Origin of the sequence: Methylibium rhizosphaerae (assembly GCF_006386545.1) — a bacterium.
GTDB lineage: Bacteria > Pseudomonadota > Gammaproteobacteria > Burkholderiales > Burkholderiaceae_C > Pseudorivibacter > Pseudorivibacter rhizosphaerae.
In genome coordinates, this window is sequence record NZ_SWAR01000004.1 from 260902 (window position 1) to 283822 (window position 22921).

Here is a 22921-nt window from a genome sequence, read left to right on the forward strand (position 1 = left end):
TGTGCCGGTTATGAAAGAATTCATCCATGATGACCCCCCAACTGGATGCCCTGGACTGGCGCATCCTCGACCAGCTCCAGACCGACGCCTCCCTCAGCAACCAGGCCCTGGCCGAGCGGGTGCACGTGTCGCCGGCCACCTGCCTGCGGCGGGTGAAGCGGCTGGTGGACTGCGGCGTGATCGAGCGCCGTGTGGCGCTGCTGTCGCCCGACGCCATCGGGGCCGGCCTCACCGCGGTGGTGGAGATCACGCTCGACCACCAGGCCGCCGAGCGGCTGGCCGGCTTCGAGGAACGGGTCATCGCCGAGCCCGCGGTGCAACAGTGCTACCGCACCTCGAGCGGGCCGGACTTCGTGCTCGTGGTGCAGGTGCGCGACATGGATGCCTACCACGCGCTGGTGCAGCGGCTGTTCACCAGCGACGCGAACGTGCGCAACGTGAAGAGCTACTTCTCGGTCAAGCGCAGCAAATTCGCGCCGGCGCTGGCGCTGCCTCAGCAGGCGTCGCGTTCGGCCTGAGCCGCCGCCCGCGCGCAGGCAGCGCAGATGCAGGCTTTGTGCCGCAGGGCGGGCGGCACGCGCGCCAGCAACTCAGGCGTAAAGCGCGCCGCCGTACACCAGCACGGGCCGCCCCGCGCCTGCGGGTTCTCGCAGGCCATCGCGCAGGCATTGCCGCCGCCGCACAACGGGCAGCGTGCGGGGTCGACGTTGGCAGATGCCTCTGCTGTCAAAACCGAGTCCCCAGGGTGATGAACAGACGCGGCGTGAGCTGCATGGTCGAGCGGTCGGCGTAGGTGTTGCCGGCAGCGTCGGTGCTCACCCGTTCGCGTGTGCGCTTGCTGTCGGTGAGGTTGTAGACGCCCACGCGCCAATAGCCAAGTCCGGCCACCACGCGGCCCACATAGGCATCGGCGCTGGCATACGAAGCCTCGCGGCCCGAGGTGCCGGGCGACGTCATCAGGTCGGCTGCGCCGTTGAGCGTGACGGAGGCGCCGCAGAACCAGCCGCCGCGCGGCGGCAAGGGCTTGGCAACGTTGAGGTTCACCACGTAGCGTGCCTGGCCGGGGATGCGCTCGCCACGCATGTCGCCGCTGCGCATGCGCGACTGCAGCAGGCTCGCGTTCGCCGACAACGACCATTCGCGGCCCAGCCCCAGCCATGAAAGGCCGCTGCGCAGGTCCGCCTCGACACCCCAGACGCTGGCATCGCCCACGTTGACGGGCTGCTGCACCCAGCGCCCGCCGGAGTCCAGCGTCACGCGGCGCGCCACCACGTCGCTCACTTCGCGCAGGAACAGGTTCAACCCGAACTGGCCGTCTTGCGACAGGTTGCGCTCGAAGCCTGCATCGACGGTGGTGGTGGTTTCGGGCCGCAGCTGCGGATTGCCGACGACGTCGGGGTTGTTGGGCGAGTTGTCGCCCTGGCCCGGCAGCCGGCGGTCGAGCAGGTCGGCCAGCAAAGGCTTGCGGGTCAGGCGCGCGAGGTTGAAACGCCACTGCATGTCGGTGCCGATGGGCGTGCGCGTGTGCAGCGAAGGCTGCCAGAAGGTGTCGGTCAACTCGGCCTGCTGCCCCGCATACCGGCTGCGGGTGGCAATGCGCTCGGCCCGCATACCCACCGTGAGCGTGGTGCTGGCCGGCAGCGCCCACTCGTTCTGGCCCCACACCACGGCACGGCGCAGCCGGGTGCTGACGCCCAGGTCTGCGCTCGACGGCGGCGGTGAGGCGGTCTGCACCGAGTTCACCTCGAGGTCGCGATCTTCGTATTCGCCGCCCGCCATCCACAGCAACGCGTCTTCGGTGCCCGAAAGCTTGCTGCTCAGCCAGTAGACCCGTTCCCGGCGGGCGTCGAGCAGCAGGCTTTCGCTGCTGCCGGCGCCGCCGGCAGCAGCGAAGCTGCGGTCGCGGTCGCGTTCGATGTCTTCGCGGCTGCGCTGGGCCGACAAGGTGGTTTCGAGCTTGCTGCCCGAGAACCGCCGCGACCATTCGCCGCGCAGCTGCACGAGCGTGCGATCGCTTTCGGAGTGCTCGGCCACGCGGCTGGTGGTGGCACCGGCGCTGTTGCTGCCGGCGGCGGCACTGGTGAAGTCGCCGCGGCCTTCGCCCGACAGCAGGAAGGCCCGCACGGACACCTGGTCGCGGCTGCCGAGCCGGCCGCTGAGGCGCGGCATGACGGTGTATTCGGTGGTGCGGAAGCGGGCCTTCTCGTGCGCCAGGCTCTCGGCAGGCGCCTGCCCGCGGGTGCTGCTGTGGCGTTCGGTGTCGCTGCCGGCCAGCCGTGTGGAGGCCGAGGCCGCGACGAAATAGACCCAGGGCACCTGCGCCTCGCCGTCTTCGGCCGGTTGGGGCTCCGTGAGTGGGCCGGTGCGCGAGAAAAACGCCTGCAGCCCGTTGTGGCCCCACACATGCTGGTCGGTCACCCGCAAGTTGGTTTCGCGCTTGGCGGTCGCATGGCGCAGCACGATGTTGATGGTGCCGCCGCTGGCGCCCGAGAACTCTGCGCTGGGCGCGCGCACCACCTCGATGCGCTCGATCACGTCGGCCGGCAGCTGGTCGAGCGGCAGTTGTCCGCCGCGGCGCGAACTCACCGGCTCGCCGTCGACCAGGATGCGCGTGCCTTCCGGGCCCATGCCGCGCATGCGGATCTCGAGGTTGCCGCTGGCGCCGGTGTTCACCTGCACGCCGGGCAGCTGGCGCAGCACGTCGCTCACCGAGTCGGCGCCCATCTGCTCGATGTCCTGCCGGTCCACCCGCACCAGCGAGCCGGAAGCGAAGAAGCGCTGCATCAACGACGCGCGTCCGCTGACGGTGACGCGCTCCAGCGCGCGCGGCGCCGGCTCCTGCGGCGATGCGCCGCTGTCGTCCGACTGGGCCTGTGCCCAGGCCGCTGCGGCCGGCGCCAGGCACAGCAGCATCAGCACGTGGCTGCGATTTGCGGTCATGCGAAGCCGCCCCCTCCGCGGCTCGTTGATGCGAAAGGGCCTTCGCCCTGCGGCGTTCTTCAGGCCTTCTTCAGGCCTTCTTCTTGGTCGGCCGCACCCAGCCGGAGATGCTCACCTGCTTGGCACGCGCCACCGTCAGCTCACCGGCCGGCGCGTTCTTGCTCACGGTGCTGCCCGCGCCGATGGTGGCTCCCTCGCCCACCGCCACCGGCGCCACCAGCACGCAGTTCGAGCCCACGTGCACGTTCGCGCCGATCACCGTGCGGTGCTTGTTGGCACCGTCGTAGTTGGCGGTGATGCTGCCGGCGCCGTAGTTCACCTTCTCGCCCACGTCGGCATCGCCCAGGTAGGCCAGGTGGTTTGCCTTGGCGCCCTTGCCCAGCGTGGAGTTCTTCACCTCGACGAAGTTGCCGATGTGCACCTCCTCGCCCAGCACCGCGCCCGGCCGCAGCCGCGAGAACGGGCCGACGATCGCACCGGCGCCGATCGACACCCCGAGCTTCTCGCCGTCGGCATGGGTGAACGGCAGCAGCGTCGCACCGGCGGCGATCCCGGTGTTGCGCAGCACGCAGTTCGCGCCGATCTTCACGCCGTCGCCCAGCACCACACGGCCCTCGAACACGCAGTTCACGTCGATCTCGACGTCGGTGCCGCACACCAGCTCGCCGCGCACGTCGAACCGTGCCGGGTCGGCAAACCGCACGCCCTGCTCCATGAGGGCCTCGGCCTGCGCGCGCTGGTAGCGACGCTCGAGGTCGGCCAGCTGCGAAGGGCTGTTGATGCCCAGGACCTCGGTTTCGTTGTGCGCCCGGGTGGCCACCACGGGCACGCCGTCATGCACCGCCATCGCCACGATGTCGGTCAGGTAGTACTCACCCTGGGCGTTGTCGTTGCGCAGCGCGGCCAGCCAGCGCTTCAGGTGCGCGGTGGGCGCCGCCATCACACCGGTGTAGCCCTCGCGGATCTGCCGCAGCTCGGGGCTCGCATCCTTGTGCTCGACGATGGCCAGCACCGCATCGCCCTTGCGCACGATGCGGCCGTAGCCGGTGGGGTCCTCGAGCTCGATGGTCAAAAGCGCCAGCTTCTCGCCGCCGCTGGCCGCGATGAGCTCGCCCACCGTACCGGCATCGATCAGCGGCACGTCGCCGTTGAGGATGAGCGTGGTGCCGTCGTCGGCCAGCTGCGGCGCCGCCTGCTGCACCGCATGGCCGGTTCCCAGCTGGGGCTGCTGCCGTACAAACACCAACCGCTGTTGCGGGAACAAGCCTTGCATGGCTTGTTCTACCTCATCAGCGCCGTGGCCGGTGATGGTGACGAGCTTGTTCGCGCCCAGCTTGGCGGCGGTGGTGAGCACATGCTGCAATAGGGGCCGCCCCGCCAGGGTGTGAAGCACCTTGGGGCGGCTGGACTTCATGCGGGTGCCCTTGCCTGCGGCCATGATCACGATGTCGAGTGCCATGCGTCTGTCTTTCCTGAACCGGGGTCTGATTATCGGGGTGCTGATGCTGCTGCTGGCCGGCTGCAGCGCGGTCCGCTTCGCCTACAACCAGGCGCCCGAGCTGGTGTACTGGCGGCTCGACGGTTATGTCGATTTCGACGGCGAACAGGCCCCCCCTGCACGGGGGGCCGTCAACCAGTGGTTCGAATGGCACCGCAACACGCAGCTGCCCGACTACGCCACGCTGCTGGTCAAGCTCCAGGCCGAGGTGCAGCAGCCCACCACGGCCGCGCAGGTGTGCCGCTGGTGGGACGAGATCGAGAAGCGCCGCGACCTGCTGCTCGACCAGGCCACGCTGCGGCTCACGCCGGTGGCCCTGACGCTCAAGCCCGAGCAGTTCGAGAACATCGAGGAGCGCTACGCCAAGTCCAACAAGGACTTCCGCAAGGAATACCTGCAGGAAGACCCGCAGGATCGCCGCGAGGCGGCCGTCAAGCGGGTGATCGACCGCAGCGAGATCCTCTACGGCCGCATCGAAGGCAGCCAGCGCGAGCTCATCGAGCGGCAGCTGGCCGGCTCGCCCTTCGATCCGCAGCGCTGGTACAACGAGCGGCGCCGGCGCCAGCAGGACGTGCTGCAGACCCTGCGGCAACTGCAGGCCGGCAAGGCCACGGCACAGCAGGCGCAGCCGGTGCTGCGTGCATTGGCCCAGCGCCTGGTGGAATCGCCGGACGAGTCGTACCGGCGCTACATGGCGCAGCTGACCGCCTACAACTGCGAGTTCGCGGCGCAGCTGCACAACGCCACGACGCCCGCCCAGCGCCGCACGGCCGCGGGCAAGCTCAAGGGGTGGGAGGCGGACCTGCGGGCGCTGGTGAGCAACGGGACCTGAGCGCCCGGTCAGCCGGCGTTCAGCTCTTGGGCTGCAGCGAGACGACCACCTGCCGCGGGCTCACCGCCGGCTGCGGAAAGTCCTTCAGGGCCGCCTCGAACATCGCCGGCAGGATGGCGTCCGACGTCCAGGTGCTGCTGTAGCACGCGTGGGTCTCGTACAGCGCCTCGTTGCTGCGCCTGTCGCGGATCAGCACACCGACCTCCCGCTGGTATTGCGGGGCGTCGTAGTACATGCCGAACCCCGGGTGGAAGAACGGGTGGCGGCGGTAGTACCACCAGTCGGCGCGCCAGTAGAACGGGTCGCGCCAGCGCTCGTTGGTTTCCACCACATGGGCCGCCACCTGCACCAGCACGTCGGCCTCGTCGCGCGCCACCTGCTTGAAGCCGGCCGCCTCGAGCGACGGCACCGCGGCCGCCTCGATGCGGTCCTGCTCCATCGGTTGAGCCATCTGCGAAGGCAGGCGGTCGAAGGCATAGGTGGCGGGCTTGCGCGAGGCCGGCCAGGAGCCATAGCTGCTCACCTGGGTGGTCAGCGTGCGCATGCTGGCGCACCCCGCGAGAGCCAGGCCGGTGCCGGCCAGGCCGCCGATCAACACACTGCGTCGCAACAACATGGTCGGTCTCCTTTTGGCTTGTCTCACCAGAACGCGGAACGCCCGGTGCCGGTGGACTCAGCCCAGGCCGTGCAGCCGGATCGGCTGCGGCTGGGCGCCGCTCGGCGTGGCGCAGTCATCCTCGTCTTCGTCGAAGGCCTTGTCCCCGGCGGGGTCGGCCACGCCGGTCGGTTGGAGGCCGGCGAACGGATACAGGTTCCGGTCCATCAGGTGCGAGGGCACCACCGTCTGCAGGGCCGAGAACATGTTCTCCACCCGGCCGGGATACTTCTTCTCCCAGTCGCGCAGCATGTTCCTGATCTGCTTGCGCTGCAGGTTCTCCTGGCTGCCGCACAGGGTGCACGGGATGATGGGGAACTGCCGGTGTTCGGACCAGGCCTCGAGGTCCTGCTCAGGCACGTAGGCCAGCGGGCGGATCACCACGTGGCGGCCATCGTCGGACACCAGCTTCGGCGGCATGCCCTTCAGCTTGGCGCCGAAGAACATGTTGAGGAAGAAGGTCTGCAGCATGTCGTCGCGGTGGTGGCCCAGCGCGATCTTGCTGGCGCCCAGCTCGCTCGCCACCCGGTAGAGGATGCCGCGGCGCAGCCGCGAGCACAGGCTGCACATCGTCTTGCCCTCGGGAACGAGCCGCTTGACGATGGAATAGGTGTCCTGGTTCTCGATGTGGAAGGGCACGCCCAGCTTCGTGAGGTACTCGGGCAGCACATGCTCGGGGAACCCGGGCTGCTTCTGGTCGAGGTTGACCGCCACGATGTCGAAGTGCACCGGCGCACGCTTGCGCAGGTTGAGCAGGATGTCGAGCAGCGAGTAGCTGTCCTTGCCGCCCGACAGGCACACCATGACCTTGTCGCCCGGCTCGATCATGTTGAAGTCGCCGATCGCCTGGCCTACCAGGCGGTGCAGCCGCTTGCTCAGCTTGTTGGCCTCGAACGCGGCCTTCTTTTCGCTGGCGGCCGGCGTGTCCATGGTTGCGGTATTCACTTCTCGTCCTTGATGCGGAAGACCTCGACGCCCACCGACTCGCAGTCGGGGTAGACGTCGGGCTTTTCGGTCGACACCCGCACGGCCTTCACCAGCGGGTGCTCGAGCATGAGCCGGGCCACGTCGTCGCACAGGGTCTCCTGCAGGTGCACATGACCCTGCTTGACCCGCTGCGAGATGGTGCGGCGCATGAAATCGTAGTCGACCACCTCCTGCAGCTGGTCGTGCTGCGGGGTGGTGGCGGCCAGCGGCACGTACAGGTCCACGTTGATGAGCACCCGCTGCTCGCCCTTCTTCTCGAAGTCGTGCACGCCGATGTTGATCCAGACCTCGTAGTCCTTCAGGAAGAGCCGGCGGCAGTCCAGCAGTTGCGGGTTGTTCAGCATGCTGTGCATGTCATCGGTCCTTCATGGAGGCAAGGAACAGCACGTCGCGCGGCTGCCCCGTGAGGTGCTGGCCACCGTCGACCAGCAGCGTGGTGCCGGTGATGGCCGGCGACTCGAGCAGGAAGCGCACGGTGCGCGCCACGTCGGCCGGGGTGGACGAGCGGCCCAGCGGCGTCATGCGGTGCGAGGCGGCGAATTCCTGGGCATTCATCGGCCCCGACAGCAGCGTGACGCCGGGCGCCACGCCGGCCACCCGCAGCACCGGCGCCAGCGCCTGGGCCAGCAGCGTGCTGGCGGCTTCGAGTGCGGCTTTCGACAGCGTGTACGACAGGTAGTCGGGGTTCGGATTCCACAGCTTCTGGTCGAGCAGGTTGACCACGCAGCCCTGGCGGCCCAGCGGTGCCAGGTGCCCGTGCAGCGCCTGCGCCAGCACGATGGCCGGCGCGGTGTTGGCTCGCCAGTGGGTTTCCATGGCCGCATAGCCGAAGGTGTCGACGCTGTCGTATTCGAAATGCGAGGCGTTGTTGACCACCGCATCCGCGCGGCCCATGGCCTGCACCACCCGCGGCAGCAGCGCGCGGCATTGCGCCTCGTCGGCCAGGTCGGCGTCGAAAGCCTCGGCCCCGGCGCCGGCAGCCCGCAGCTCGGCCAGGGTGGCCTGAGCATCGGCCGCCGAGTTGCGATAGTGGAGCGCGATGTCCCAGCCGTGGGCGGCAAGGTCCAGCGCGATGTCGCGGCCGAGCCGGCGCGCGGCGCCGGTCACCAGCGCCACGGGCTTGTCAGGGGTGGCCTTGCTTGCCATCGCGCTTCCTACAATCGTCGGGTGTCACAAGAACCAAAGAGTGTAGCCAGCCCCCCCGGCCCCGACAGCGCAGGTGCGCTCGCCGCGCACATCCGCCGTGAAATCATGGGCGCCGGCGGCTGGATCGGCTTCGAGCGCTACATGGAGCTCGCGCTCTACACGCCGGGCCTGGGCTACTACGCCCGCGGAGACCGCCAGTTCGGCCACCTGCCGGGCGGGCCCGGCGGCGGCAGCGACTTCGTCACCGCCCCCGAGATGAGCCCGCTGTTCGGGCGGGCGCTCGCCCGCCAGGTGGAACAGGCCCTGCAGGCCACCGGCACTCGCGAGGTCTGGGAATTCGGCGCCGGCTCGGGCGCGCTGGCGGCGCAACTGCTGGGCGCTTTGGGCGAGCAGGTGGAGCGCTACACCATCGTGGACCTGTCCGGCGCGTTGCGCTCGCGCCAGCAGCAGACGCTGGCGGCCTTCGCCGGCCGCGTGCGCTGGGTCGATGCCCTGCCCGAAAGCCTCGAAGGCGTGGTGGTGGGCAACGAGGTGCTCGACGCCATGCCGGTGGCCCTGCTCCACTTCGACGGGCGGCAGTGGCATGAACGCGGGGTGGCCATGGACGACGGCCGTTTCGCCTGGGTCGACCGCCCCACCGCCCTGCGGCCGCCGCTCGACGCAGGCGCGGTGCCCGGCACCACGACCGAGCTGCACCGGCAGGCAGAAGCCTTCATCGGTACGCTGGCCGGCACCCTGCAGCGCGGCGCGGCGTTTTTCATCGACTACGGTTTCCCCGAGGCCGAGTACTACCACCCGCAGCGCACCGGCGGCACGCTGATGTGCCACCGCGGCCACCTGGCCGACCCCGACCCGCTGTCAGATGCGGGCGACAAGGACATCACCGCCCACGTCAACTTCACCGGCGTGGCGCTGGCCGGGCAGGACGCCGGCCTCGACGTGCTCGGCTACACGACGCAGGCGCACTTCCTGTTCAACTGCGGCCTGCTGGCCGACCTGGAAGGCGCCGGCCTGCGCGAGCGCACGCTGGCGCAGAAGCTCTTCCACGAGCACGAGATGGGCGAGCTGTTCAAGGTGGTGGGCTTCAGCAAGGGGGTCGAGCCGTTCGACGCCCTCGGCTTCGCCCATGGCGACCGCAGCCACACGCTCTGAGGCGCCGCCATGATCCGCTGGCTCATCGTCGTGCTCATCACGCTGGTCGTCTTCAACAGCCTGCTGCCGTGGCTGCGCAAGCTCGGGCTCGGCCGCCTGCCCGGCGACCTGCACTTCAAGCTGCGCGGCCGCGAGTTCGAGCTGCCGATCGCCACCACGGTGCTGCTGAGCTTCATCGCGATGCTGATCGCGAAGCTGCTGTAGCGGCGCTCGCCGCTACAGCGACTGCTGCGGCTACTGCTGCGGCGGGCGGCCCAGCTGCAGCGGCTTGCCGTTGACCTCGGCCTGCCCGTTCTTGAAGCGCAGGCTGGCGGACACGAACTCGCCCTCCCGCACCACCAGGCCTTGGGCCGAGAACTGGTCGAGCATGACGTTGACCATCTCCGGCTGCGGGGCCGCGGCCTGCGCCTTGCCGGGCAGCGACATCAGCAACTGCTCGATCCAGCCCACCGGAAGCTTCACGTCGGCCTTGAGCTCGCCCTTGGTCATGAGCAGCATCGGCGCAGGCAGTTGCAGGTCGGCCTCGGTGACGCCCGCCACGGCAATGGCATACGACAGCTCGCCGCGCTTGCCGCCGGTCTCGACGGCCAGCTTGTCCAGCGAGTACTCGGGGTTGTGGGGCAGCAGCGCCGCAAGGCTCTTCTGCATGGCCTCCATGACAACCTGAGGGTCGGGTTCGGGCTTGTCGGCCTGGCAGCTCATGCTGCCGTCCAGCAGCGTGCCGATCATCGCCAGGTAGCTCGGCACATGCAGGCGCTTCATCGAAGCCGTCATCTCGATCTTGTCGAGCCGGGTGGCGCCGATCTGGCCGCTGCCGGTCATGGAACTGGTGCTGCTGAGGAGTTCCTTGTCGACCGTGGCCTTGCCGTCGAACTTGAGCGGCCCCAGGCTCATGCGGAACGGCTCGCTGGCCGCGCCTTCGGGCGGGCGCACGCTCATTTCCATGCCTGCGAGGCTGCCTTGGCTCTTGCCCGCCAGCAGCAGCGACGACGCGCCGTCGCCGCCGGCCTCGCCGCGCATGGTGAAGCCGGTGAGCTTGAGCGTCACACCCTGCCTGGCATCGATGACCTCGAAGCCGGGCAGGCTGAAGTCATAGGTGGCCGACCGGCCCGAGGTGTCGCCGTGGACCGTGGCCTGGATGCCGCCCCAGTTGAGCTGCGGGCTTTTCTCGGTGGCCGCGATGCTCGCCGCCGGGCTGCTGATGGTGCTGACATAGCGCCCGTCGAAACCCACCAGCGTGCGCGCCGCCAGCGGCTGCTTGCCTTCGCCGAACACCTCGGCGAGCGCCTGCCGCGTCGTCTCCGCCAGCACGAGTTCGCTGTCGATGGCCGCCGCGCCCAGCCGCCTGAACCCCGGCAGCGGGCCATGCTGGATGCGGTCGACCACGGTGAACTGCAGCGGCTCGCCGCGCTTCACGCTCCCATCGGGCTGGCGCTGCGGCAGGCAGCCCAGGCGCCACGTCATCGTGTGGGTCGACGAAAACACGCCGCCCTCATGGCTCTCCTGCGCCGCCTTCAGGAACGGCATCTGACGGGCCAGCGTGTCGCTTTGCGTCTCGTAGTGCCGCTTGACCTGCTGCCCGGCCCAGACGGAGGCGCCCACGTAGGCAGCCCCCACCACCGCCACGGCCCCCAGGCCGACGGCAACACCCTTGTTCATGAGCCCTCTCCTCACTGGCTGCGCACGCAATGCGCAGGGCGCTCGCGGCGGCCGCCCCCTCGGCGGCCCGCATCACGGCGCGGCGCAGTTTAGGGGCAGGCGCTTGGCAGCGCAGCGGCGCGATGCAAACGCAACACCCCAAGAAGAGGGGGTGCCGACGGACTCAGTCTTCCGCGTCGCGGCCGTCGCCCGCCCGGTCGGCCAGCGCCAGCACCCGCGCTTGGTGGATGGCCTGCGCGATCTGTTCGCCCGCCAGCCCGCGCTCCTGCGCATGGCGGGCCACCTCGGCCGTGCTCACGCGCTGGGCAGTCGCCAGCGCCTGCTGCAGGCGGGCCCGCTGCGGATACGGCCGCCCCTCCAGGCCCAGGCGCCCGCGCGCGTCGCACTCGCAGGCCAGCAGCACTTCGTCGAACCGCTTCGGCTTGCGGAACGCATCGCAGCGCTCCAGCAGCCGCACGGTGGCCGCCGGCCCGAGCTCTTCACTGCGATGCACGTTGCCGTGCTCGCGCGCCACCACCTCGGCCAGCTCCCGGCATTCCGCCGGCACGCGCAGCCGCTCGCTCACCGCCTGCAGCAGTTCGGCGCTGCGGCCCTCATGGCCATGGTGGCGCGGCAGCACCTCGGCCGGCGTGGTGCCCTTGCCCAGGTCGTGGCACAGACAGGCGAAGCGCACCGGCAACGGCGCCTGCGCCCACGCGCACTGGTCGAGCACCATCATCAGGTGCACGCCGGTGTCGACCTCGGGGTGGTATTCGGCACGCTGCGGCACGCCCCAGAGGCGGTCGACCTCGGGCAGCAGGCGTGCGAGCGCGCCGCATTCGCGCAGCACCTCGAACAGGCGCGACGGGCGCTGCTCCATCAGGCCGCGAGCGAGCTCCTGCCACACGCGCTCGGGCACCAGATGGTCCACCTCGCCGTCGGCCACCATGCGGCGCATCAGCGCCATGGTTTCGGGAGCCACGCGGAAGTCGGCGAACCGCGCGGCGAACCGGGCCAGCCGCAGGATGCGCACCGGGTCCTCGACGAAGGCCTCGGACACGTGGCGCAGCACGCGCTGGTCGAGGTCGCGCTGGCCGCCGTAGGGGTCGATCAGCAGGCCGCGCTCGTCTTCGGCAATGGCGTTGATGGTGAGGTCGCGGCGCGCGAGGTCCTGCTCGAGCGTCACGTCGGGCGCGGTCACGAAGGAAAAGCCGTGGTAGCCGCGGGCGGTCTTGCGCTCGGTGCGCGCGAGCGCGTATTCCTCTCGCGTGCGCGGGTGCAGGAACACCGGGAAGTCACGGCCCACCGGCAGGTAGCCCGACTCCATCATCTGTTCGGGCGTGGCGCCCACGACCACCCAGTCGTTGTCCTGGACCGGCAACCCGAGCAAGGCGTCGCGCACCGCGCCGCCGACTTTGTAGACCTGCATGCGCCCGAGTGTAGTGATCAGTGACTGGTGACCGGTGACTGGTGAACAGTCGCCAGTCACGGTTCACTGCCGACTCAGTCGCGCGAGGTGCGGTACGGCTCGTCGAAGTCGAGGAAGTCCTGCTCGGCCAGGGCGTCCTTCACCCAGGCCTGCACCGCCGGCACCTCGCAGACGCGCTGCAGGTAGGCGCTGATGTGCGACGGCACCGGCAGGCCATAGGTGCGCAGGCGCATGCACACCGGCGCATAGTAGGCATCGGCGATGGTGAAGCGGCCGAACAGGAACGGGCCGCCATGCTGCTCGAGCAGCTGGCTCCACATCTGCACGATGCGCTCGACGTCCTTCTTCACTTGCGGCTGCTCGGCCAGCACGCGCTGGCCGACCTCGGGCAGCGAGGCCTCGATGTTCATCGGGCAGTGGGTGCGCAGTGCCGAGAAGCCCGCATGCATCTCGGCGCAGACGCTGCGTGCCACGGCGCGCTGCTTCACGTCGTCAGGCCACAGCCTGCGCTCCGGAAAGCGCTCGGCCAGGTATTCGGAGATGGCCAGGGTGTCCCAGACCGACAGGTCGCGGTCCACCAGCACCGGCACGCGGCCGGCCGGCGTCACGGCGGACAGCGCCTTCTTGAACGCGGAGCCGTCGTCGAACGACAGGCGCAGCTTCACCTCCTCGAAGGCGATGCCTGCATGGGTCATCAGCACCCAGGGGCGCATGGACCAGGACGAATAGTTCTTGTTGCCGATGTAGAGCTGCATGTGCGGCCTCCTGTGTTGTGTTGTAGGACGCGTGATGCTAAGGGCGGTCGCCACAGGCACCGGTGAGATCGGCGCATGGGATTGATGCGCGCGAAGCAAGTACTGCGGTCGCGGGCCGCCGTGCTCAATGGTGGGCGAGCGAACGCCAGTGGTCGAGGTGCGACTGGTTGGGCGCCGCCCCCAGGTAGGCAGGCGCCACCGCCTCCAGCGCCTTGGGCGCGATACCCAGGCTCTGCAGCCCGGGCAGCCGGCCGCTCGCCACGTTGGGCACCTTCATCGAGTCGAGGTTGTCACCCGTGATAAGCGGCTCGCCGGGCAGCAGGCCGAGCAGGGCGGCCTGCACCCGTGCCAGCCCGTCAGGCAGGCCGACTACCCGCCGCGGATGACCCGACCAGCGGCCCGCAAGCTTCACCAGTTCGTGCAGCTCGTAGACCCGCGGGCCGGCGCATTCGAGGGTGAGTCCGATGGTTCGCGGGGCGTCGAGGCAGGCGGCAATGGCCGCGGCCACGTCTTCCACCCACACCGGCTGGAACTTCGCATGCGCACCGGCCAGCGGCACCAGCGGAAAGGCCGCCTGCAGACGGGCGAACAGGTTGAGGAAGCGGTCGGCCTCGCCGAACATGACGCTCGGCCGCAGCAGCGTGAGGTCGAGCCAGGCCGACTGCAGCACCGCCTCGCCGGCCGCCTTGCTGCGCAGGTAGCGCGACGGCGCGTCTGCGGCCGCCCCCAGCGCGCTCACATGCACCACGCGGCGCACGCCGGCGGCCCGGCAGGCGGCCACCAGCCGGCGCGGCAGCTCGACATGCACATGCTCGAACCCGGCCTCGCTGCCGTGCAGGATGGCCACCAGGTTGACCACCGCATCGCAGTCGCGCACGAGCGCGCGCAGCTGCGCATCGTCATGCACGTCGGCCGCGACCAGCGTGACGCCCGGCAGGGTGTTCAAGCCCCGGGCACGCGCCAGGTGCCGCGTCGGCACCGTGATGCCGCCGTCGGCCGCGCCGCCCTCGCGGGCCACCAGCTGGGCGCACAGGCTGCGGCCGACGAAGCCGCTGCCGCCCAGGATCAGGAGTTTTCGCTCATGCATGCGTCGGCCTCCCGTGGGGTGAGGAGATGCCCGTTCAGGGCAGGCTGGCGTCCGGTGCGGGCGCCGTCTCCGCACGGGGAGCAATCGCCGGGCCCAGCCGGGCCTTCAGCGACTGGGCGCTGCCGGTCAGCAGGGCCGAGTACACGGTCGCGTTGGACAGCACCTTCTTCACGTAGTCGCGGGTTTCGGAGAACGGGATGTTCTCGGCCCACGCCGCCGGCTCCAGCGGCGGGCCGTCGCGCCAGCGGCGCGAGCGGGCGGGGCCAGCGTTGTAGGCCGCGGTGGCCAGCGGCTGCGAGCCGCCGAAGTCGTCGAGCACGAGTCGCAGGTAGCTCGTGCCCAGCCGCAGGTTGGTGCCGGGGTCGGTGATCTGGCCGGGGCTGTAGGCCATGCCGACCTTGCGGGCCGTCCATTGCGCGGTGGCCGGCATCAGCTGCATCAGGCCGGACGCGCCCACGGCCGAGCGGGCATCGATCGCGAAGCGCGATTCCTGGCGGATGAGCCCGTACACGAAGGCGGCGTCGAGCCCCGCATCGCGCGCGGCACTCAGCACGTCGCGCCGGAAAGGCGTGGGGAAGCGCTGCTCGACGTCCACCTCCTGCTGCGTGCGCTCGCTGGTGTTGATGCAGCGGTCCCAGACCTCGCGCTCGCAGGCCAGCTGCGCGGCGGCCCGCAGCTCGCGGTCGTTCATGCCGCGCAGCGTGAAGTTCCATTCGCGCACGCCTTCGTTGCGCAGGCCCAGCGAAATGAGCGCGAGCGCCCGCGCCAGCCCGGGGGTTGCAAGCGCCCCGTTGCGTTCTTCCTCGGTCAGCGGCGCGGGCCTGGGCGGCAGCACGAAAGGCTGGCCCAGCTCTTCGGCGGCGAGCTTGCCGTAGAAGTTGACCTGGCGCGCCAGCGGCGAGAGAAGCTCGCGCGCCTGCTGCCTGAGGGCGTCGCCCTCTTGCGAGTCGCGTGCCAGTGCCAGCAGCGCCCTGGCCTTCCAGTACACCCAGGCCGGTTCGCGCTGCTCCTGAGGGCCCATCGCGTTGATGGCCTGCATCACCTGCTGCCACCGGCCGGCGCCGTTGTTGGCGCGCAGGCCCGAGCGCGCCTTCCAGGCCAGCATGTCCTCCGGCCCTTCGACGTCTTCTTCGGCGCCGCGCCGCGTGGTGGCCGCGCGCTGGTAGTAGCCGTCGGCGCTGGGCAGCAGCTTCATCGCCGCCTGCTTGGCCACGCTGTGCCAGACCCAGGCCACCGCCGCCGGGCCGAGGCGCGCCTGCAGTGTCTCGGCCCAGTGGCTCTCGAGCTGCACCGCGGCGCCGTCCGGGTCGCTGGCGCCCAGGCGGATCAGCGCCAGTGCCGCCAGCTCGGCCGCGGTGCGGTTGCGCGCATGCGCCTTGCGCACCAGATAGCGCGGCGGGCTTTCGAACAGCTCGTCCACCGCCTTGGCGGCCTCTTCGTCCACCAGGCCGGCGGCATGCCGCGCCGCGCGGGGACGGTTGTTCTCGGTGGCCGCGCGGGCCTTGCGCCACACGTCGCCCGGCCCCAGGCGCTGCGCTGCATACAGCGTGGTGGCCATCAGCGTGCAGCCGTCGTCGAGGTCGCGCTGGGCCATCCAGGCGGCGCGCGCCTCCTTCGTCACGTCGTCGCCGGCCTCGTGGCGCGCCAGCAGCGCATAGCAGGTGACCTCGCGATCGTCGTTCATGCGAAAGCGCGGGTATTCCTGCGCAACACCGCGCCAGTCGCGCCGGCGGCCCAGCTCGAGCAGCCAGTCGTTGCGCAGCCGGTCTTCGACATAGGTGCCGCCCCAGCGCGAATAGAACTCGTTGAGGTCGCTCTGGCTGGCTTCGCCCAGGCGGTTGCCGAGCTCCCAGTAGTCCACCCAGGAGGCCAGCGGGCTGCGCGCAGCGGCAGCCGCGGCGCGGGCCGCCGCGAGGCGGTTCCTGTCGCGCCGGCGAAGCGCGTCGCGCGCCTCGAGCACCACGTCGGCCCCCGCGACCGCAGCGCTGCCGGGGGCCTGCGCCCAGGCGGGTACCGGCGCGCCGGCGGACGCCATGAGCAGCACCGCACCGGCCAGAGCCCCGGCCCATGCGCAGGGCCGCAAGGCCTTGTTGTTTCCTGACATCGTCACTTCCTGATTCTTCGTCGTCTGCCCGCCTCACCGCGGTGCCACGGGCGTACGACCGTTGGCGTCGAATTTACTCCTGCACCGCGTCTGTTCCGCCGGGTGAAGTCGGTCGTTGCACAACCTTTCATCCTGCGCAGCCGCAGTTCATCCGGCACCGCCCGCAGTTCATCGCAATCAACTCGCAGGAGCCCGGACCGCTGCCTAAAGTTCACTCCATCGACAAGCCCAACGGCTGCAACACCAGAAAGGACGACACCATGAACCGCACGCTCAACGCCTTGTTTGCCGTGGCCCTGACGCTGGCCACCCTGGCACTGGCCTTGGCGCCTGCCATTCAGGCGCCGCAGACCCTGGACGCCGGCCGTTCGCTCGACCAGGTGCGCACCATCGACCCGCCGCTGGTGGAAATTGCCGGCAAGCGACTGACCGAACCGGCCGCCGCCCCGGCGTCGAAGTCTCAACGCGTGGTGCAGCTGCCGCCCGTCGAGATCCGCGCCTCGCGCGGCGACGTGGCCCTGGCAGCCGGCGGCCAGTTCGAGGGCCAGCCGCTGATGGCCTCGAAGCGTTCCGATTGAGCCGGGATCGAACGAAGGTTGATCGATAGACCCCTACCCATCGGGTCTAGCTTCAGGGGCGGCTGCGGAGAGCGAGCCGCCCTTTTTTTCAGTCTTCCTCGCCCGGACCTTCGGGCTCGACCAGCTCGCCCACGGCCGCCCGCGTCAGCGCGCCCTGTTCCCTCACCCATTCGGCGAACTGGCACACCTCCGGCCGGTGGCGACTGTGCTGGGTCACCACGAGCCAATACGCGAAAGGGCTGTGGATGCGGCCGTCGATACCGAACGGCTCCACCAGCTCGCCGCGCTGCAGCTGCTCGGCCACCAGGCCCACACGGGCGAGCGCCACGCCCTGCCCGGCCAGCGCGCTTTGCACCTGCTGGTAGGTGAAGTTGAGGTAGATCCAGCTGCGCGGCTCCAGCTGCGCCTCGCCCTGCTTGGCCAGCCAGTGCCGCCAGCTCAGGAATTCGGCTCCCGGCCGGTGGTCGTCCTCCTCGAGCAGCGTGTGGCGGGCGAGGTCCGCCGGTCGCTGCAGTGCCGGCACCTGCCCCGCGGCCGCCTGCGCGGCGAGCCAGGGGCTGATGGCCGGGGTGAGCGTTTCGCCGAACAGCCGGATCGCTCCCTCGGGCGCCTTCAGCGGGCTGGTGTAGCGCAGGGCGATGTCGACCTCCGGGTCGTCGAGCGCCACCAGCTGGTCGCTCGCGGCCACCCGGATGTCGATGTCGGGGTGGGCGCGCTGGAACGCCTCGAGCCGCGGAATGAGCCACAACGAGCCGAACGAGGCGAAGGTGGTGACGTTGACCACACGCCGCCCCCGCGCCTGGCGGATCTGGCGCACGGACGCGTCCAGCCGGTCGAGCGCCGGCACCACCGCCCGCAGCAGCGCCTCTCCCGGGCCGGTGAGTTCGACATGCCGGGTGCCGCGCGAAAACAGCGGCGCGCCGAGTTCGTCTTCCAGGCTCTTGATCTGCCGGCTGATGGCCGACTGCGTGAGGCTCAGCTCTTCAGCCGCCGCACGGAAGTTGAGCAGCCGAGCCACCGCCTCGAAGGCGCGGATCGGCCCGACGTCCAGCGGACGCCTGCGCACTGTGTTGTTCACCCCCAGCCCCTCTCACTCATGCTCAATGCTCATCAATTCGTCGCCCCGATCTCATTGGACCGCAGCCCGCCCCTCGCCGAAGATTCACCCATACAACAACGCAGCAACCAGGAGATCGAGATGAGCACCACGTCCATGAACGAATTGCAACAATCGAGCGGCGCAGTGTGGCAACTGGCGCCGGGCCGGTCAAGCACCCTGCGGGCAGCTTCCCGCACCCGCTGGCTGCGTGTGAGCGAGGGCCGGTTGTGGGTCACCGCCAACGGCCGCCTCGGCGGCGCCGTGCCCGACGACGCCTGGGTGCTGCCCGGCCAGGTGCTGGAAGTCCCGGCCGGCGTGGAAGCCGTGCTCGAGGGTTGGCCGCAGGCCAGCTTCCAGGTGCTGGAGGCTGCACCGGCCACCCGCCGGCACTACTTCGCCTTGCGTGCGGCCGGCCGCCTGGCCGGCGGCTTCCTGGCCGCCTTCGCGGAGCGCGCCCGCACCGCGGCTTCGAGCGCCAGCCTCGCCCAAGGCTGCATCAGGGCGGGCGACTCCATGGCCTCCTGCGGCGGCGTCCAGTAGCTCATCGTCACCGGCTTGCCCTTGCCGTCGTAGACGAAGGGCTCGCAGCCTGCCTCGCGCCAGCGGGGCAGGCTTTGTTCATCGGTCTTCAGGTAGAGCCGCTCATAGGCGATGAGGCCGATCATCACGCCGTCGAGATAGATGCCGTGGCCGCCGAACATGCGGCGCGCGCTGCACGGCCCGAGAGGCGCGAGCAGCTCCAGGCAGTAGGCAGCGAATTCATCACGGCGCGGTGGTGCGAGGCTCATGGGCGCGCTTGATACCACAGCGCGACCCGCTGCGGTGCTGCCCCTGCGCCGCCGCGGTCTTGCGCGGCCCACCGGCAAGCCGCTGCCAGCGGCCGTAACGTAGCGCCCCCCAACGAACCCCGTATCAACAACAAGGAGAGGGATCATGCTGCACGAACGACTCATGTCCTGGACGCGCGGCGCTGTCGCCGCGTGCCTGCTGGCCGCCGCCGGCACGGCGATCGCCGAAGCCCCCCAGCAGAAGACCCAGGTGCCCGGCTGGTATCGCACGATGGTGGGCGACTTCGAGGTGACCGCGCTGTACGACGGCTACATCGACCTCGACCCGGCCGCACTGCTCAAGTTCACGAGGCCCGGCGAGATCCGGCGCGGCATGGACCGCAACTTTCTTTCCGGCAAGACCATCCAGACCTCGGTCAACGGCTACCTCGTCAACACCGGCCAGCAACTGATCCTGGTGGACGCCGGTGCGCAGCAGATGTTCGGCCCCACGCTGGGCAAGCTGGCCGACAACCTCAAGGCCGCCGGCTACGACCCGGCCCAGGTCGACCTCGTGCTGATCACCCACCTGCATGCCGACCACGTGGGCGGCGTGCTGGCAGCCGACGGCCAGCCGCTGTTCCCCAAGGCGCAGGTCATGGTCACCCAGCCGGAGGCCGACTTCTGGCTGAGCGACGCAAAGATGCAGGCTGCGCCGAAGGAGATGCAGGGCTTCTTCCAGATGGCCAAGACGGCGGTGGCGCCCTACCAGGCAGCCGGCCGCGTGAAGCTGTTCGCCCCCAACGAGCAGATCGCCCCCGGCGTGAAGGCGGTGGCCACCGGCCACACGCCCGGCCACAGCAGCTACCTGTTCGAGTCCAAGGGCCAGAAGATGCTGGTGCTGGGCGACATGGTGCACATCGGCGCGGTGCAGTTCGCACGGCCCGAGGTGGCGATGGCCTTCGACACCGACAACCAGCCGGCCATTGCTTCGCGCAAGACGGTGTGGGCCCAGGCCGCCAAGGAGAAGTGGCTGCTGGCGGGCGCGCACGTGAGCTTCCCGGGCCTCGGCCACCTGCGCGCCGAAGGTCGCGGCTTTGCGTGGGTTCCGGTGGACTACTCGCCGATCCGCAGCGACAAGTAGGGCTCGCGGATCACTCCCGCAGCCGGCCCAGCGCCTGCATGAGCCAGGGCCCGCTCGCCACCGCGGGCGCCTGGCCGCAACGCACCTGGTAGGGCCGGCCGGTCGTGCTGCTGCGCGTAGCGGCAAGCTCGATGAAGCTCTCGGCGCTGGGCACCAGCCCGCGCTCGGCGAGCGCGCGGTACTTGCGCTCGATGTGAGCCCGTGCCGCCGGCGCCTCGTGCCATTGCCCGTTGCGCTCGAAGCTGCAGCCTGAACGCTCGATGTGGCCGAGCAGCGCAGAGATCTCGCGCGCCGCTGTCGGCGGCGTGGCCTGCTGGGCCGCCGCAAGCCCGGTGCCGCAGACCAGCGCCAGCAGGGCCAGGCTTTGAATCAGACGTCGTGCCATCGCGTTATCTCGGGTTTCCGGTGGACGCCCGCGTTGCGGCAACTGCCGCGCCCGCCGCGTCGAGTGGTCTCGTCTCGCCGATCGCCATCACCCACATGCCGTCGTCTTCGAGCCCGGCAGCGCGCCCGGCTGCGCGGAATCGCTGCGGCGGCTCGAAGGGCGGCTCGGTGCTCAGCACGATGGTGCCCCAATGCATGGCCACCGCCCGGCGGGCCTGCAAATCGCGGGCGATCGCCACCGCCTCTTCCGGGTTCACGTGCACGTGGCCCATCATCTGCCGAGGTTCATAGGCGCCGATCGGCACCAGCGCCACGTCCACCGGCCCGATGCTTTCGCGCAGCGCCTTGAAGGCGGTGGGGTGGTAGGCCGTGTCGCCGGCAAAGAAGATGCGCTGCGAGGGTGCCTCCAGCACATAGCCGGCCCACAGCGTGGTGTCGTGATCGAACAGCCCGCGGCCGGAGAAATGGACCACAGGCGCCGCCGCCACGCGCAAGGCTCCGACCTCCAGCGACTCGCCCCAGCGCAGCTCGTGCACCTCCAGGAAGCCCAGGCCGCGCACCAACGGCCCCACGCCGCTGGGCACGACCAGCCGTGCCGAGTCCTTGCCCGGCAGGCGCTGCAGGGTGCGCAGGTCGAGGTGGTCGTAGTGGTTGTGCGAGATCACCACCACGTCGACCGGCGGCAGGTCCTCGGCTGCGAGGCCGGGGCCGGCAAACCGTTTCGGCCCGATGCTGGAGAACGGCGATGCGGCCTCGCTCAGGAACGGATCGGTCAGCACCACCTTGCCGCCCACGCGCAACAGGAACGAGGCGTGTCCGAGCCAGGTGAGGCTGTCGCGGGCATCGCGCTGCTGCGCCGACAGGCCCGCCAGCGCCGCTTCGCGCGGCACCACATGCCCGGCCGGCGCCGGCGGCTGCGTCTGCTCGCGACTGGCGGTGATGAACCCCCACCACAGCGACGCCACGTCCCGCCAGCTCGACTGGTCGGGCGGGCTGCCCTCGGGGTTCTGCCAGCGGTCGCCGGGCGAGGCGCAGGCCACCTGCAGGCAGGCGAGCCCAGCGGCCAGCGTCGAGCGGATGAGTGCAGGCGGGCGCAGCAGGTTCTTCATGGCGGTCGGCTCGGGTTGGCACCGGAGCCCGCATGCTGCGCGGCCATGTTTATGAACTCTTTGGCGGGCAGCGCGGGCACAATGGCGCGGCGCAGCACTGCCGCGCCGTCACCCGTGCCTGCGTATCGAGACCACCGGAACCGCGATGACCCTGCCGTTCGACCCCACCAAGCCGACCCGCGACAAGGCCACGATGCGCAAGCTGCTGCAGGCCGAACGCCAGTCGATGATGGACCGGCTGCACCGCGCCGACCAGCTGCAGGACGTGCTGCGCATCTGGCTGGCGTCACGGCCCGACGTCACCGTGGGCGCCTACTGGCCCATCAAGGGCGAATTCGATCCGCTGCCGGCGCTCTACCGCTGGACCGAGGGCGCCGGCAAGGGTGAAGAAGGCGCCGGCCCGCCCCGGCGCATCGGGCTGCCGGTGATCAACCGCGAGACCAGGCAGTTGCGGTTCCACGCCTGGTACCCCGGCTGCCCGATGGAAAACGATGCCTTCGACATTCCCAAGCCCAAGGGCACCGACGTGCTGCTGCCCACGCTGCTGCTGGTGCCGTGCGTGGGCTTCGGGCCGAAGGGCGTGCGGCTGGGCTATGGCGGCGGCTTCTACGACCGCACGCTGGCGGCGCTGACCCCGCGGCCCTACACGGTGGGCGTGGGCTATGCGCACGGCTATGTGCCGTGGCTGGAGGCTGAGGTGCATGACGTGCCGCTGGACGCCATGCTTACCGAGGAGGGGGTGGCCTGGGAGCGTGAGGGCCCGTGACGGGCTACCACCCCAGCCGCTTGCAGATCTCGATCGTGGCCGTGGCTTGGTTCATCGCGTAGAAGTGGATCCCCGGCACGCCCGCCGCACGCAGCTTCTCGCACAGCTGGCTCACCACGTCCAGGCCGAAGGCCTGGATCGACGCCTTGTCGTCGCCGAAGCTCTCGAGCCGCAGGCGGATCCAGCGCGGGATCTCGGCGCCGCAGGCTTCTGAAAAGCGGATCAGCTGCGACGAGTTGGTGATGGGCATGATGCCCGGCACGATCGGCACCTCGACGCCGGCCTTGCGGGCGTCGTCCACGAAGCGGAAGAAGGCGTCGCTGTTGAAGAAGTACTGGGTGATGGCCGAGCTGGCACCGGCCCTGACCTTGGTGACGAAGGCCTTCAGGTCGGCCTCCGGCGAGCGGGCCTGCGGGTGCACTTCGGGGTAGGCGGCCACCTCGATGTGGAAGTGGTCGCCGGTCTCGGCACGGATGAAGGCGACGAGGTCGCTCGCATAGCGGAACTCGCCGAAGCCGCCGTAGCCGGAGGGCAGGTCGCCGCGCAGCGCGACGATGCGGCGGATGCCGGCGGTGCGAAAGCCCGCCAGCTGCTCGCGGATGCTGTCGCGGCTCGCGCCGATGCACGAGAAGTGCGGTGCGCCCGCCACGCCCTCGGCAATGATCTCGCGCACCGTGGCGAGCGTGCCGCTCTGGGTGGAGCCTCCGGCGCCATAGGTCACCGAGCAGAACTCCGGTTTGAGCACGTAGAGCTGCTGGCGCACGCCGCGCAGCTTCTCGACGCCCTCCGGCGTCTTCGGCGGAAAGAACTCGATGCTGATGGGCAGGCGGCCCGCGGTGTTGTCGTTCATC

24 protein-coding genes and 1 pseudogene are annotated in these 22921 nt (G+C 70.2%); 8 read left to right on the plus strand and 17 right to left on the minus strand.

Annotation, left to right across the window (positions count from 1 at the left end; all coding sequences use genetic code 11):
- Positions 1-26: 26 nt before the first annotated feature.
- A complete protein-coding gene (locus E8D38_RS04790) occupies positions 27-518 on the plus strand; it encodes an Lrp/AsnC family transcriptional regulator (protein ID WP_425462748.1) in 492 nt (163 codons plus the stop codon).
- On the opposite strand, the gene E8D38_RS04795 is transcribed toward E8D38_RS04790, so the two are convergent.
- The 3 genes from E8D38_RS04795 to glmU form a co-directional block, all read right to left on the minus strand.
- Positions 494-730, minus strand: coding sequence for a cysteine-rich CWC family protein (locus E8D38_RS04795; protein WP_140626583.1), 237 nt, complete (start codon positions 728-730; stop codon positions 494-496). The two genes, E8D38_RS04790 and E8D38_RS04795, sit on opposite strands and share 25 nt — an antisense overlap.
- Entirely contained in the window at positions 727-2940 is a 2214-nt protein-coding gene (locus tag E8D38_RS04800; RefSeq protein WP_140626584.1) for a TonB-dependent receptor plug domain-containing protein, read from the minus strand. The genes E8D38_RS04795 and E8D38_RS04800 overlap by 4 nt, the downstream gene beginning before the upstream one ends.
- A gap of 70 nt (positions 2941-3010) precedes the next feature.
- Entirely contained in the window at positions 3011-4399 is a 1389-nt protein-coding gene (gene glmU / locus E8D38_RS04805) for a bifunctional UDP-N-acetylglucosamine diphosphorylase/glucosamine-1-phosphate N-acetyltransferase GlmU (RefSeq protein WP_140626585.1), read from the minus strand.
- Between glmU and E8D38_RS04810 the strand changes: the two genes are divergently transcribed.
- Positions 4398-5270, plus strand: a complete 873-nt coding sequence (locus E8D38_RS04810; protein WP_140626586.1) for a DUF6279 family lipoprotein — start codon at positions 4398-4400, stop codon at positions 5268-5270. The genes glmU and E8D38_RS04810 overlap by 2 nt on opposite strands.
- A gap of 19 nt (positions 5271-5289) precedes the next feature.
- On the opposite strand, the gene E8D38_RS04815 is transcribed toward E8D38_RS04810, so the two are convergent.
- Genes E8D38_RS04815 through E8D38_RS04830 form a run of 4 tightly spaced genes read right to left on the minus strand, consistent with a single transcriptional unit; the run spans position 5290 to position 8058 of the window.
- A complete protein-coding gene (locus E8D38_RS04815; protein WP_140626587.1) occupies positions 5290-5886 on the minus strand; it encodes a DUF4136 domain-containing protein in 597 nt (198 codons plus the stop codon).
- A gap of 57 nt (positions 5887-5943) precedes the next feature.
- On the minus strand, positions 5944-6855 hold the full coding sequence (ttcA, locus tag E8D38_RS04820; RefSeq protein ID WP_140626729.1) for a tRNA 2-thiocytidine(32) synthetase TtcA: 912 nt from the start codon (positions 6853-6855) through the stop codon (positions 5944-5946).
- Positions 6856-6866: 11 nt separating this feature from the next.
- On the minus strand, positions 6867-7265 hold the full coding sequence (locus E8D38_RS04825; protein ID WP_140626588.1) for a dihydroneopterin aldolase: 399 nt from the start codon (positions 7263-7265) through the stop codon (positions 6867-6869).
- A 1-nt stretch (position 7266) separates the two neighbouring features.
- Positions 7267-8058, minus strand: a complete 792-nt coding sequence (locus E8D38_RS04830) for an SDR family oxidoreductase (RefSeq protein WP_140626589.1) — start codon at positions 8056-8058, stop codon at positions 7267-7269.
- Between the two features lie 105 nt (positions 8059-8163).
- Here E8D38_RS04830 and E8D38_RS04835 point away from each other — a divergent pair, with 105 nt between their 5' ends.
- A complete protein-coding gene (locus E8D38_RS04835; RefSeq protein WP_140626590.1) occupies positions 8164-9210 on the plus strand; it encodes a class I SAM-dependent methyltransferase in 1047 nt (348 codons plus the stop codon).
- Positions 9211-9219: 9 nt separating this feature from the next.
- Entirely contained in the window at positions 9220-9414 is a 195-nt protein-coding gene (locus E8D38_RS04840) for a DUF2905 domain-containing protein (RefSeq protein ID WP_140626591.1), read from the plus strand.
- A gap of 30 nt (positions 9415-9444) precedes the next feature.
- On the opposite strand, the gene E8D38_RS04845 is transcribed toward E8D38_RS04840, so the two are convergent.
- From E8D38_RS04845 to E8D38_RS04865, 5 genes are all read right to left on the minus strand, one after another.
- Positions 9445-10869, minus strand: a complete 1425-nt coding sequence (locus E8D38_RS04845; protein ID WP_140626592.1) for a YdgA family protein — start codon at positions 10867-10869, stop codon at positions 9445-9447.
- Positions 10870-11032: 163 nt separating this feature from the next.
- A complete protein-coding gene (locus tag E8D38_RS04850; RefSeq protein ID WP_140626593.1) occupies positions 11033-12277 on the minus strand; it encodes a multifunctional CCA addition/repair protein in 1245 nt (414 codons plus the stop codon).
- 74 nt (positions 12278-12351) lie between these two features.
- A complete protein-coding gene (locus tag E8D38_RS04855) occupies positions 12352-13032 on the minus strand; it encodes a glutathione S-transferase family protein (protein ID WP_140626594.1) in 681 nt (226 codons plus the stop codon).
- 124 nt (positions 13033-13156) lie between these two features.
- Positions 13157-14119, minus strand: coding sequence for a complex I NDUFA9 subunit family protein (locus E8D38_RS04860; RefSeq protein ID WP_140626595.1), 963 nt, complete (start codon positions 14117-14119; stop codon positions 13157-13159).
- A 34-nt stretch (positions 14120-14153) separates the two neighbouring features.
- Positions 14154-16223: a lytic transglycosylase domain-containing protein gene (locus E8D38_RS04865; RefSeq protein WP_140626596.1), complete on the minus strand. Its 2070-nt coding sequence runs from the start codon at positions 16221-16223 to the stop codon at positions 14154-14156.
- A gap of 260 nt (positions 16224-16483) precedes the next feature.
- On the opposite strand from E8D38_RS04865, the gene E8D38_RS04870 reads away from it, so the two are divergent.
- Positions 16484-16801, plus strand: a complete 318-nt coding sequence (locus tag E8D38_RS04870) for a hypothetical protein (protein WP_140626597.1) — start codon at positions 16484-16486, stop codon at positions 16799-16801.
- Positions 16802-16889: 88 nt separating this feature from the next.
- Here E8D38_RS04870 and E8D38_RS04875 read toward each other — a convergent pair whose 3' ends face one another.
- Positions 16890-17879 carry a LysR substrate-binding domain-containing protein gene (locus E8D38_RS04875; RefSeq protein ID WP_181178929.1) on the minus strand — a complete coding sequence of 330 codons (990 nt, stop codon included), beginning with the start codon at positions 17877-17879 and terminating at the stop codon, positions 16890-16892.
- A 135-nt stretch (positions 17880-18014) separates the two neighbouring features.
- On the opposite strand from E8D38_RS04875, the pseudogene E8D38_RS28795 reads away from it, so the two are divergent.
- A pseudogene (locus tag E8D38_RS28795) lies at positions 18015-18230 on the plus strand (DUF2917 domain-containing protein); the annotation flags it as partial.
- A 59-nt stretch (positions 18231-18289) separates the two neighbouring features.
- Here E8D38_RS28795 and E8D38_RS04885 read toward each other — a convergent pair.
- A complete protein-coding gene (locus tag E8D38_RS04885) occupies positions 18290-18688 on the minus strand; it encodes a TfoX/Sxy family protein (RefSeq protein ID WP_140626600.1) in 399 nt (132 codons plus the stop codon).
- A gap of 145 nt (positions 18689-18833) precedes the next feature.
- On the opposite strand from E8D38_RS04885, the gene E8D38_RS04890 reads away from it, so the two are divergent.
- Positions 18834-19811 carry an MBL fold metallo-hydrolase gene (locus E8D38_RS04890; protein ID WP_140626601.1) on the plus strand — a complete coding sequence of 326 codons (978 nt, stop codon included), beginning with the start codon at positions 18834-18836 and terminating at the stop codon, positions 19809-19811.
- Between the two features lie 10 nt (positions 19812-19821).
- Here the strand turns inward: E8D38_RS04890 and E8D38_RS04895 are convergent, their stop codons facing one another.
- On the minus strand, positions 19822-20196 hold the full coding sequence (locus E8D38_RS04895; RefSeq protein WP_140626602.1) for a YfeK family protein: 375 nt from the start codon (positions 20194-20196) through the stop codon (positions 19822-19824).
- Positions 20197-20200: 4 nt separating this feature from the next.
- Positions 20201-21304: an MBL fold metallo-hydrolase gene (locus E8D38_RS04900; RefSeq protein ID WP_140626603.1), complete on the minus strand. Its 1104-nt coding sequence runs from the start codon at positions 21302-21304 to the stop codon at positions 20201-20203.
- A gap of 145 nt (positions 21305-21449) precedes the next feature.
- On the opposite strand from E8D38_RS04900, the gene E8D38_RS04905 reads away from it, so the two are divergent.
- Complete coding sequence (locus E8D38_RS04905) at positions 21450-22070, plus strand: 5-formyltetrahydrofolate cyclo-ligase (RefSeq protein WP_140626604.1); 621 nt, start codon at positions 21450-21452, stop codon at positions 22068-22070.
- Positions 22071-22074: 4 nt separating this feature from the next.
- Here the strand turns inward: E8D38_RS04905 and metF are convergent, their stop codons facing one another.
- Positions 22075-22920 (minus strand): methylenetetrahydrofolate reductase [NAD(P)H], encoded by an 846-nt coding sequence (gene metF, locus E8D38_RS04910; protein WP_140626605.1) that lies wholly within the window; start codon positions 22918-22920, stop codon positions 22075-22077.
- Position 22921 lies beyond the last annotated feature (1 nt).